This is a genomic window from Staphylococcus microti (assembly GCF_000934465.1).
In the GTDB taxonomy this organism is placed as follows: domain Bacteria; phylum Bacillota; class Bacilli; order Staphylococcales; family Staphylococcaceae; genus Staphylococcus; species Staphylococcus microti.
In genome coordinates, this window is record NZ_JXWY01000007.1 from 47001 (window position 1) to 57669 (window position 10669).

General features: G+C 39.2%; 8 protein-coding genes. All 8 read left to right on the forward strand.

The annotated features are described in order from the left end of the window. The first annotated feature begins 3 nt into the window (after nt 1-3). The 8 genes from TP70_RS01475 (at nt 4) to TP70_RS01510 (ending at nt 10497) form a co-directional block, all read left to right on the forward strand. A complete protein-coding gene (locus TP70_RS01475) occupies nt 4-1764 on the forward strand; it encodes a 2-oxoacid:acceptor oxidoreductase subunit alpha (RefSeq protein ID WP_044358823.1) in 1761 nt (586 codons plus the stop codon). Then, nucleotides 1765-2631, forward strand: coding sequence for a 2-oxoacid:ferredoxin oxidoreductase subunit beta (locus tag TP70_RS01480; protein WP_044358824.1), 867 nt, complete (start codon nt 1765-1767; stop codon nt 2629-2631). Nucleotides 2632-2801: 170 nt separating this feature from the next. After that, nucleotides 2802-4349, forward strand: a complete 1548-nt coding sequence (gene miaB / locus TP70_RS01485) for a tRNA (N6-isopentenyl adenosine(37)-C2)-methylthiotransferase MiaB (protein ID WP_044358825.1) — start codon at nt 2802-2804, stop codon at nt 4347-4349. Beyond that, nucleotides 4349-4738 carry a YlbF family regulator gene (locus tag TP70_RS01490; protein WP_044358826.1) on the forward strand — a complete coding sequence of 130 codons (390 nt, stop codon included), beginning with the start codon at nt 4349-4351 and terminating at the stop codon, nt 4736-4738. The genes miaB and TP70_RS01490 overlap by 1 nt, the downstream gene beginning before the upstream one ends. Further along, the gene (gene thiW / locus TP70_RS01495) at nt 4728-5240 is read left to right on the forward strand and encodes an energy coupling factor transporter S component ThiW (protein ID WP_044358827.1); all 513 of its coding nucleotides are present in this window, start codon (nt 4728-4730) and stop codon (nt 5238-5240) included. The genes TP70_RS01490 and thiW overlap by 11 nt, the downstream gene beginning before the upstream one ends. A 120-nt stretch (nt 5241-5360) precedes the next feature. After that, nucleotides 5361-7958 carry a DNA mismatch repair protein MutS gene (gene mutS / locus TP70_RS01500; RefSeq protein WP_044358828.1) on the forward strand — a complete coding sequence of 866 codons (2598 nt, stop codon included), beginning with the start codon at nt 5361-5363 and terminating at the stop codon, nt 7956-7958. Nucleotides 7959-7969: 11 nt separating this feature from the next. Then, nucleotides 7970-9937 (forward strand): DNA mismatch repair endonuclease MutL, encoded by a 1968-nt coding sequence (mutL, locus tag TP70_RS01505; RefSeq protein ID WP_044358829.1) that lies wholly within the window; start codon nt 7970-7972, stop codon nt 9935-9937. A gap of 26 nt (nt 9938-9963) precedes the next feature. Beyond that, the gene (locus TP70_RS01510; RefSeq protein WP_044358830.1) at nt 9964-10497 is read left to right on the forward strand and encodes a glycerol-3-phosphate responsive antiterminator; all 534 of its coding nucleotides are present in this window, start codon (nt 9964-9966) and stop codon (nt 10495-10497) included. Nucleotides 10498-10669 lie beyond the last annotated feature (172 nt).

Below are 10669 nucleotides of genomic sequence, written 5' to 3' on the forward strand. Positions count from 1 at the left end.
CGAATGAAATCACAAATATCGTGGAAAGTGGGCGGACAACAAGGTGAAGGAATTGAATCTACGGGTGAAATCTTTGCCACTGCCATGAACCGTAAAGGCTATTATTTATACGGGTATCGTCACTTTTCTAGCCGTATTAAAGGTGGACATACCAATAATAAAATTCGTGTGTCAACAACACCAGTACATGCGATTAGTGATGATTTAGATATATTAGTTGCATTTGATCAAGAAACGATCGCATTAAATCATCATGAAATGCGCGAAGATAGTGTTATTTTAGCGGATAGTAAAGCAAAACCAGAAAAGCCAGAAGACTGTAAAGCACAGTTAATTGTATTGCCATTTACAGAAACTGCAAAAGAACTGGGCACGACGTTAATGAAAAACATGGTGGCGATTGGTGCGACTGCTGCATTGATGTCATTAGATACGGCACCATTTGAAGCGTTGATTACGAATATGTTCGAGAAAAAAGGCGATAAAGTTGTTGAATTGAACGTGCAAGCATTGCATGAAGGTTATCGCTTAATGCAAGATGAATTATCAAACATCAATGGTGATTTTGATTTGGCTGAAAGCGAAAACGTACCACATCTTTATATGATTGGTAACGACGCAATTGGTCTAGGTGCCATTGCAGGTGGTTCACGTTTTATGGCGGCATATCCAATTACACCAGCATCTGAAATTATGGAATACATGATTGAACATTTACCAGAAGTGGGCGGTACAGTTATTCAAACAGAAGATGAAATTGCGGCAGCGACGATGGCAATTGGTGCGAACTATGGCGGTGTGAGAGCGTTCACTGCGTCTGCAGGTCCTGGTTTATCATTGATGATGGAAGCAATCGGTTTATCCGGTATGACTGAAACACCACTTGTGATTATGAATACACAACGTGGGGGTCCATCAACTGGTTTACCAACGAAACAAGAACAATCTGACTTAATGCAAATGATCTATGGCACACACGGGGATATCCCGAAAATTGTGTTGGCACCAACTGACGCAGAAGATGCGTTCTATCTTACTGTTGAAGCTTTTAACTTGGCAGAAATGTATCAATGTCCAGTTATTTTATTAAGTGACTTACAGTTATCACTTGGTAAACAAACGGTGAAACAATTAGATTACAATAAAATTAAAATTAACCGTGGCGCAACGGTATTAGAAGATATCACGCGTGATCCAGAAGATAAAGACTACTTTAAACGCTATGAAGTGACGGAATCAGGTGTATCACCAAGACCTGTACCGGGTGTTAAAGGTGGCATTCACCACGTCACAGGTGTTGAACATAATGAACAAGGTAAGCCGAGTGAAGCGGCACAAAACCGCCAAGATCAAATGGACAAACGTATGCGTAAAACAGCGAACTTACGCATCGAACAACCAGTTGAAGGCACTTTAAAACACGAACAAGCTGATATTCTTTATCTCGGCTTTATCTCAACGAAAGGTGCCATTCAAGAAGGTGCCGCACGTTTAGAAGTTGCTGGACATAAAGTAGAGCATTTACAAATTCGTCAATTGCATCCATTCCCAACAGATGTGATTCAAGAAGCGGTTGATCGTGCACATAAAGTTGTGGTCGTGGAACATAACTATCAAGGACAACTCGCAAATATTATTAAAATGAACGTGAATTTAGGCGATAAATTAGTAAACCAAACGAAATATGATGGTACACCATTTTTACCACATGAAATCGAAACGAAAGGTTTAACACTTTTAAATTCACAAAAGGAGAGACTCTAATTGGCTACATTTAAAGATTTTAGAAATAATGTCAAACCAAACTGGTGTCCAGGGTGTGGTGATTTCTCAGTTCAAGCAGCGATTCAAAAAGCAGCAGCGAACGTTGGCCTAGAGCCTGACGAAGTTGCACTCATTACTGGCATAGGCTGTTCTGGACGTCTTTCAGGTTATGTTAATTCATATGGTGTGCATTCGATTCACGGTCGTGCGTTACCACTTGCGCAAGGTGTTAAAATGGCAAACCGTGACTTAACTGTTATCGCATCTGGTGGCGATGGCGACGGCTATGCGATTGGTATGGGACATACGATTCATGCGTTACGTCGAAACATGAACATCACATACATTGTTATGGATAACCAAATTTATGGTTTAACAAAAGGGCAAACATCGCCATCATCAGCACCGGGATTTGTAACGAAAACAACGCCAAAAGGCAACATCGAACAAAATGTCGCACCGCTTGAGCTTGCGTTATCATCAGGTGCAACATTTGTCGCACAAGGTTTCTCAAGTGATATTAAAGCGTTAACGAAAATGATTGAAGACGCGATTAATCATGACGGTTTCTCTTTCGTCAACGTATTCTCACCATGTGTCACTTATAACAAAGTGAATACGTATGACTGGTTTAAAGAACATTTGACTGACTTGAACGAGATTGAAGACTACGACACGTCTGATAAACAACGTGCGATTCAAACAGTTGTTGAACATAACTCGCTAGTGAAAGGTATTGTATACCAAGACACTGAAACACCATCATACGAGTCACAAATTGAGACGTTAGGTGAAACGCCATTAGCACATCAAAACATCGAATTAACAGAAGCACAATTTGAATCATTAACGAAACAATTTGTCTAAAAACATCAAGCTGGAGTGCCAAAAAGACGGTGCTTCGGCTTTTTATCTTATAGTCGTTGTGTAGTAGGTGTCGCGTCTTGAATTGGGCACAGGACGTATGGGACAAATTGCACTTTGCGATTTTTTTTAATATAATGTAGAGATGATATAAGGCAGAAAGGGTTTTGCATGTGAATGAAGAACAAAGAAAAGCTGGGACGTTAGACGTACTGGCAAATCGTAAAGATAAAGCAACGGAAAAAGACTACAGTAAATATTTTGATCACGTTTATCAACCACCAAGTTTAAAAGAAGCGAAAAAACGTGGTAAAGAAGAAACTGTTTATAATCGTGACTTCCAAATCGACGAAAAATATCGTGGTATGGGGAAAGGTCGTACGTTTTTAATTAAAACATATGGTTGTCAAATGAACGCCCATGACACGGAAGTGATGGCGGGTATTTTAACGGCGCTCGGTTATACGCCAACTGAAGATGTAAATGTGGCAGACGTTATTTTATTAAACACGTGCGCGATTCGTGAAAATGCGGAGAACAAAGTATTCGGTGAAATCGGTAACTTGAAACATATTAAACAAGAACGTCCAGATTGTTTAATTGGCGTATGTGGTTGTATGTCGCAAGAAGAGTCTGTCGTTAACAAAATCTTAAAATCTTACCAAAATGTCGATATGATTTTTGGAACACATAATATTCATCGCTTACCGCAAATTTTAGAAGAAGCGTATCTTTCTAAAGCAATGGTCGTAGAAGTATGGTCTAAAGAAGGGGACGTTATTGAAAACTTGCCAAAAGTACGTGAAGGCCGTATTAAAGCATGGGTGAATATTATGTACGGTTGCGATAAATTCTGTACATACTGTATCGTGCCGTTTACACGTGGGAAAGAACGTAGCCGTCGTCCACAAGATATTATTGATGAAGTGCGTGATTTAGCACGTCAAGGCTATCAAGAAATAACATTACTCGGTCAAAACGTTAACTCTTACGGTAAAGACCTTGATGACATTGAATATGGGCTTGGTGATTTATTAGAAGATATTGCGAAAATTGATATTCCACGTGTACGCTTTACAACAAGCCACCCTTGGGATTTCACAGATCGTATGATTGAAGTGATCGCGCAAGGCGGTAATATCGTGCCACATATTCATTTACCAGTGCAGTCTGGGAATGACCAAGTGTTGAAAATTATGGGACGTAAATATACACGTGCAAGCTATTTAGATCTTGTTAATCGTATTAAAACAGCGATTCCGAATGTCGCACTTACAACAGATATTATCGTCGGTTATCCGAATGAGACGGAAGAACAATTTGAAGAAACACTTTCTTTATATGAAGAAGTGCAATTTGAGCATGCTTACACATATTTATACTCACAACGTGACGGTACACCAGCGGCAAAAATGAAAGATAACGTACCAACAGAAGTGAAAAAAGCACGTTTACAACGCTTGAACCAATTAGTAGGCACATATTCCGCACAAGCATTGAAAGCATATGAAGGCAAAACAGTCAAAGTATTGTGCGAAGGTGCAAGTAAAAAAGACGAAGAAGTGTTAGCAGGTTATACAGAACGTAATAAACTTGTAAACTTCCGTGCGCCTAAATCAATGATTGGTAAAATTGTAGATGTCAAAATTGTTGAAGCAAAACAATATTCTTTAAATGGTGAATTTGTCGGTGTGAGTGATACAGCATTGGTGAGTCAATAATGACGCGCAAAGATGATGTATTGCGAAAGGCACGTGAACTGCAACAAGCAATTCAAGCGCTCGAGCCCGTTCGATACTATCAACAAGTCGAACAACAAATTCATCAAAATGAGCAAATTGCGCAACATATGCAGACATTAAAACAACAACAAAAACAATCTGTGAACTTACAAAACTATCATAAGCCGATTGCGTATGAACGTTCTGAAGCGACGATCCAATCTATTCAAACGGAAATTGATCATATCCCGATTGTTTCAGAGTTTCGCCATGCACAGCGAGAAGCCAATGATACGATTCAATTTATCATCGAGACACTCACAGATGGGATTGATGTCGCACAATCAACGACATCACACGACAGTGAGGAGGATGGCAATGAATCATAAAAAGTTGACATTAACAGCACTTTTTATTGCGCTAAATGTCGTTTTAAGTACGGTAATCATCATACCAGTTGGCCCGATTAAAGCAGCACCCGTTCAGCACTTTATCAATGTACTCAGTGCGGTGTTGTTAGGACCTTGGTATGGACTCGCACAAGCATTCTTATCATCGACGATTCGTGTTATGTTCGGAACAGGTACGGCTTTCGCATTTCCTGGCAGTATGATTGGTGTGTTATTGGCGAGCTTATTCTATTACATCAATCGCCATCTATTTGTCGCAGCGATTGGGGAAGTCATTGGAACAGGGATTATCGGCAGTTTAGTCTGTATTCCACTCGCTTGGATACTGCATATTGACGGCTTTTTGATCAAACCTTTGATGGCGGCGTTTATCGTCTCAAGTATGATTGGTGCAGCGGTCAGTTACGGCATGCTCATCGTACTAAAAAAACGTGGGTTGTTAAGTCGTTTACAAAAATATACGAAACATAAGTCAAAATGACGAATAGGCTAGGCGAATCGAATATTGCGTATCGTCTAGCCTTTATACATAAAATTGATGAGATCTGTTTAAAATGTCTCACAGAATATAAAAATAGAGCTTTAAAGGATTGTGATAAAAATGACAAATGTTACACCGATGATGAAACAGTATCTCTCTATAAAATCTCAACATCAAGATGCATTACTGTTTTTTAGATTAGGCGATTTCTATGAATTGTTTTACGATGATGCGATTACGGCAGCACGTGTGTTAGAAATCACTTTGACAAAACGCGATGCGAAAAAAGCGAACCCAATTCCGATGGCAGGCGTTCCGTTTCATTCAGCAGACGGCTATATCGAAACGCTGATTCAAAATGGTTATAAAGTGGCAATTTGCGAACAAATGGAAGACCCAAGACAAGTCAAAGGCATGGTTAAGCGGGAAGTCGTCCGCATTGTGACACCGGGGACTGTGATGGAACAAGGCGGTGTGGATGATTCACAAAATAACTATATTTTAAGTTTTGTGTATGATGGCGATTATGCGCTCAGTTACTGTGATATTTCAACAGGTGAATTAAAAGTCACGCATTTTGAAGATGAAAGTACGTTAATTAATGAAGTGACAACGATTAAGCCGAATGAAATTGTTGTAACACAACCATTATCGGATAGTTTAAAACGCCAGTTCAGTATGATTACTGAAACAATTACTGTGCGAGAAACTTTATCCGAAACACAATACGTGGTGAATCAACTAGATCATCCAAAAATGCAACAAGCAGTTCAAATTTTATTGGACTACATTTATGATACGCAAAAGCGTGATATGTCACACATTGAATCAGCAGCTGTATATCGCGCACTCGACTATATGAAGATGGACTACTATGCGAAACGTAATTTGGAGCTAACGGAAAGTATCCGATTGAAGTCGAAAAAAGGGACATTGCTTTGGCTCATGGATAAGACGAAAACACCGATGGGCGCAAGACGTTTGAAACAGTGGATTGATCGCCCACTGATTCAGCGTTCAGAAATTGAAAAACGTCACGAAGCCGTCTCACAATTTTTAAATTATTTTATCGAGCGTTCTACGTTAAGAGACTACTTAACAGAAGTGTATGACATTGAACGCTTGGTCGGCCGTGTGAGTTTCGGTAATGTGAATGCAAAAGATCTTGTACAGTTGAAACACTCGATTGCGCAAATCCCATCAATTAAAGCATTGCTTCAATCCATTGATCATGAAGCCATCGCGCATTTTAATGCGTTGGAGCCTTTGGATGATTTGTTACAAGTTTTAGACAAAAGTCTTGTTAATGAGCCACCACTGTCAGTTAAAGAAGGTGGACTATTTAAAACAGGCTTTAATGAAGAGCTTGATAGTTATCTAGATGCGTCACGCAATGGGAAGAAGTGGCTGGCAGAATTGCAAGCGAGAGAACGTGAACGTACAGGTATCAAGTCGCTAAAAATCAGTTTTAATAAAGTGTTTGGGTATTATATTGAAATTACACGTGCAAACTTAACACAGTTTGATCCGGCAGCTTTTGGGTATGAACGTAAACAAACATTATCGAATGCCGAGCGTTTTATCACTGATGAATTAAAAGAAAAAGAAAGTATGATTCTCGGCGCACAAGATAAAGCAATCGAACTAGAATATCAATTGTTTACAGAGTTACGTCAATATGTGAAGCAATATACAGAACGTTTACAACAACAAGCAAAAATCATTTCCGAACTAGACTGTTTACAAAGTTTTGCTGAGATTGCACAACAATACAATTATGTACGTCCGACATTTAGCGAAGATCGTACATTATCACTTGTCGATTCACGTCATCCAGTTGTAGAACGTGTGATGGACTATAATGACTACGTGCCGAACGATTGTCATTTAGATGATGATACGTATATTTATTTAATTACAGGGCCGAACATGTCTGGTAAATCAACATATATGAGACAAGTGGCGATTATTAGCATTATGGCACAAATGGGGGCATTCGTTCCTTGTAAGTCTGCCCAACTGCCTATTTTCGACCAAATTTTCACACGTATAGGGGCAGCGGATGACCTTGTATCAGGCAAGAGTACGTTTATGGTCGAAATGTTGGAAGCGCAAAAAGCATTGCGTTATGCGACAGCTGATAGTTTAATTATTTTTGATGAAATTGGGCGTGGGACATCGACATATGACGGTTTAGCACTTGCGCAAGCGATGATTGAATATGTTGCTGAGACGTCACAAGCGAAAACACTCTTTTCAACGCACTACCATGAATTAACAGAATTAGATCAATCATTATCATGCTTGAAAAACGTCCATGTCGCAGCAAACGAATATAAAGGCGAGCTCATCTTCTTGCATAAAGTGAAAGAGGGTGCGGTCGCAAATAGTTATGGGATACAAGTTGCACAGTTGGCGGATTTGCCAGAGCCAGTGATTGCACGTGCAAAAGTCATTCTTGATGCTTTCGAGTCACACGATAAGCCAACAGCCATCGTCTCCGTACAAGCGGAAGAAACAACGACTGGCTCTGAACGTGAGACAGAAACACCTTTAAAACAAACGACAGAAACATTATTTGAACAACCGACATTTGATTTATTTGAACCAGCAGCACAGAGTGAAATTGAACAAGAAATTAAAAAACTCAATATTTCGCAAATGACGCCATTAGACGCTTTAGTGAAGTTAAGTGAACTGCAAAATCGATTGAATTAGAAGGTGACACGATGGGTAAAATTAAAGCATTACAAACCTCACTTGCCAATAAAATTGCGGCAGGTGAAGTGGTTGAACGTCCGAGTTCGGTTGTTAAAGAGTTGCTTGAAAATAGTATCGATGCAGGTGCAACAGAAATCAATGTAGAAGTGCAAGAAGCCGGTGTAACGTCAATTCGCGTTGTAGATAACGGTTCAGGCGTTGAAGCGGATGACTTATCACTCGTGTTTCATCGCCATGCGACAAGCAAGCTATATGATGACGATGATCTGTTTCATATACGAACGCTCGGTTTCCGTGGTGAAGCTTTGGCAAGTATTGCCTCTGTCGCCAAAGTAACGATGCAAACGTCAACAGACGGTATTGAAGGCTATGAAGTGTACGCTGAAGAAGGCGAAATTTTGTCGCAAAAACCAGCGAAAGCACGCCAAGGGACAGATATTACAGTCAGCAACCTTTTTTACAATACGCCGGCACGATTAAAATATATAAAAAGTTTATATACAGAATTAGGTAAGATTACAGATATTATGAATCGTATGGCGATGAGTCATCCAGATATACGTATGTCATTAATGAGTGACGGTAAGAAAATACTTCAAACGAACGGGTCAGGTCGTACGAATGAAGTAATGGCAGAAATATATGGTATGAAAGTGGCACGTGATTTACTGCATATTACTGGGGAAACAAGCGATTATGAAATTGAAGGCTATATCGCTAAGCCAGAACATTCTCGCAGCAACCGTCATTACATTTCACTGTTTATTAACGGACGTTATATTAAAAACTTTGTATTAAATAAAGCGGTTGTTGAAGGATATCACACATTATTGACGATAGGGCGCTATCCAATAGTGTATCTTAACATTAAAATGGACCCGATTTTAGTCGATGTAAATGTCCATCCAACCAAATTAGAAGTGCGTTTATCGAAAGAAGAACAATTGTATGCACTGATAGTTGAAAAAATCCGTGAAGCTTTTAAAGATAAAGTTTTAATTCCGAAAAATGACTTTGATAAACAACAACCGAAAAAAGTCCTTGAAAAATTTGAACAGCAAAAAATGGCATTTGAGCAACGCCAGCAAACGCATGCTGAATCTGCAGTTTCAACTGACACGTCAAATGGTGAAGCGCAACGCCATTCGGAAACGTTAGCATTTGATTTAGAACAGCCAACAGCTATTCAAGAAACGGCGCCAACATACAATCCAGCACCACAGCAAGAGGTAAGTACGTCTGACACCTCAACAAGGACTAACGATGATTTTGCCGAAGCACAACGCGCATTATTACAGGATATGGAATCAACACATGAACCGGCGCCAATGATTGACGAACAAGATGAACCAAGTGTAATAGCGGATCAACCAAAAACAACACAAGCACAACCCCGTGTGCCATATATGGAAGTTGTCGGTCAAGTGCATGGGACGTATATTGTGGCACAAAATGATACAGGTATGTATTTAATCGATCAGCATGCGGCACAAGAACGAATTAAATACGAATACTTCCGAGATAAAATTGGCGAAGTAACGAACGAAAATCAAAGTTTGCTCATTCCACTCACATTTAATTTTTCAAAAGATGAGCAGTTGATTATTGAACAATTTCGAGATGAATTGGAAAAGGCAGGCATCTTTTTAGAACCATTTGGCGGCTATGATTATATTGTGAATAGTTATCCCGTTTGGTTCCCACAACAAGAAGCAGAAGAGATTATTAAAGATATGATTGAGTATGTACTGTCCCATAAAACTATTAATATCGCCAAGTTTCGAGAAGAAGCAGCGATTATGATGAGTTGTAAAAAATCGATTAAAGCCAATCATTATTTGAAAAAAGAAGAGATGGCAGATTTAATTGATCAATTGAGAGACATGCAAGATCCATTTACTTGTCCACATGGGCGACCGATTATTATTAACTTTACAAACTATGAACTGGAACGCTTATTTAAACGCGTGCAGTAAACATAATTGAAAGGAATCAACGACGCGTGAAACCACATATTTTACCAGCTATTAGATCAATGAAAGACTTGGAAAAATTGGCTCAAACAGATTATCAAACGTGTGTGTTATTGGACACACATATTGGGCATCTCAAAGGCATTATGCAATTTATGCAAAAACGACAATTACAACCTTACGTGCATATCGACTTAATTAAAGGGATGAGTCACGATGAATTTGCTTGTGAATACATTGTGCAACAGTACCGCCCGAGAGGCATTGTATCTACAAAAATGAAAGTCATTAAAAAAGCAAAAGCACTCGGCGTCGCAACAATTTTTCGTGTGTTTATTATTGATAGCCACGCATTAGAGCGCAGTATCGAATTGATTCAACGTTTAGAACCAGATTACGTGGAAGTATTACCCGGCATTGCAGATAAAGTCATTCAACAAATTCAGCAACAAACGGGCGCTCGTGTCATTGCGGGTGGTTTAATTAGTACGGAAGAGGAAGTACAACGCGCCATTGTCAGTGGTGCGACTTATATCACAACAAGTGATCGTAGTTTGTGGTAGAAATTATAAATTGAGAGATGTCACAAAGTGATAAAAATTGTGATGTCTCTCTTTTATTGTTGGCGATGTGTCAACCCTAAATTTAAAATCTTTTTAATTTTTTTGTTTTTTGAAGCCTAAAATAAGCTATATATAATGTTTAAACAATATTCAAGATATAGAGAATAAAAAT

What these genes read in the sequence shown, in the direction of transcription:
- TP70_RS01490 (WP_044358826.1), top strand. Translation starts at nt 4,349, where the DNA reads ATGACGCGCAAAGATGATGTATTGCGAAAGGCACGTGAACTGCAACAA.
- thiW (WP_044358827.1), top strand. Translation starts at nt 4,728, where the DNA reads ATGAATCATAAAAAGTTGACATTAACAGCACTTTTTATTGCGCTAAAT.
- mutL (WP_044358829.1), top strand. Translation starts at nt 7,970, where the DNA reads ATGGGTAAAATTAAAGCATTACAAACCTCACTTGCCAATAAAATTGCG.
- mutS (WP_044358828.1), top strand. Translation starts at nt 5,361, where the DNA reads ATGACAAATGTTACACCGATGATGAAACAGTATCTCTCTATAAAATCT.
- TP70_RS01475 (WP_044358823.1), top strand. Translation starts at nt 4, where the DNA reads ATGAAATCACAAATATCGTGGAAAGTGGGCGGACAACAAGGTGAAGGA.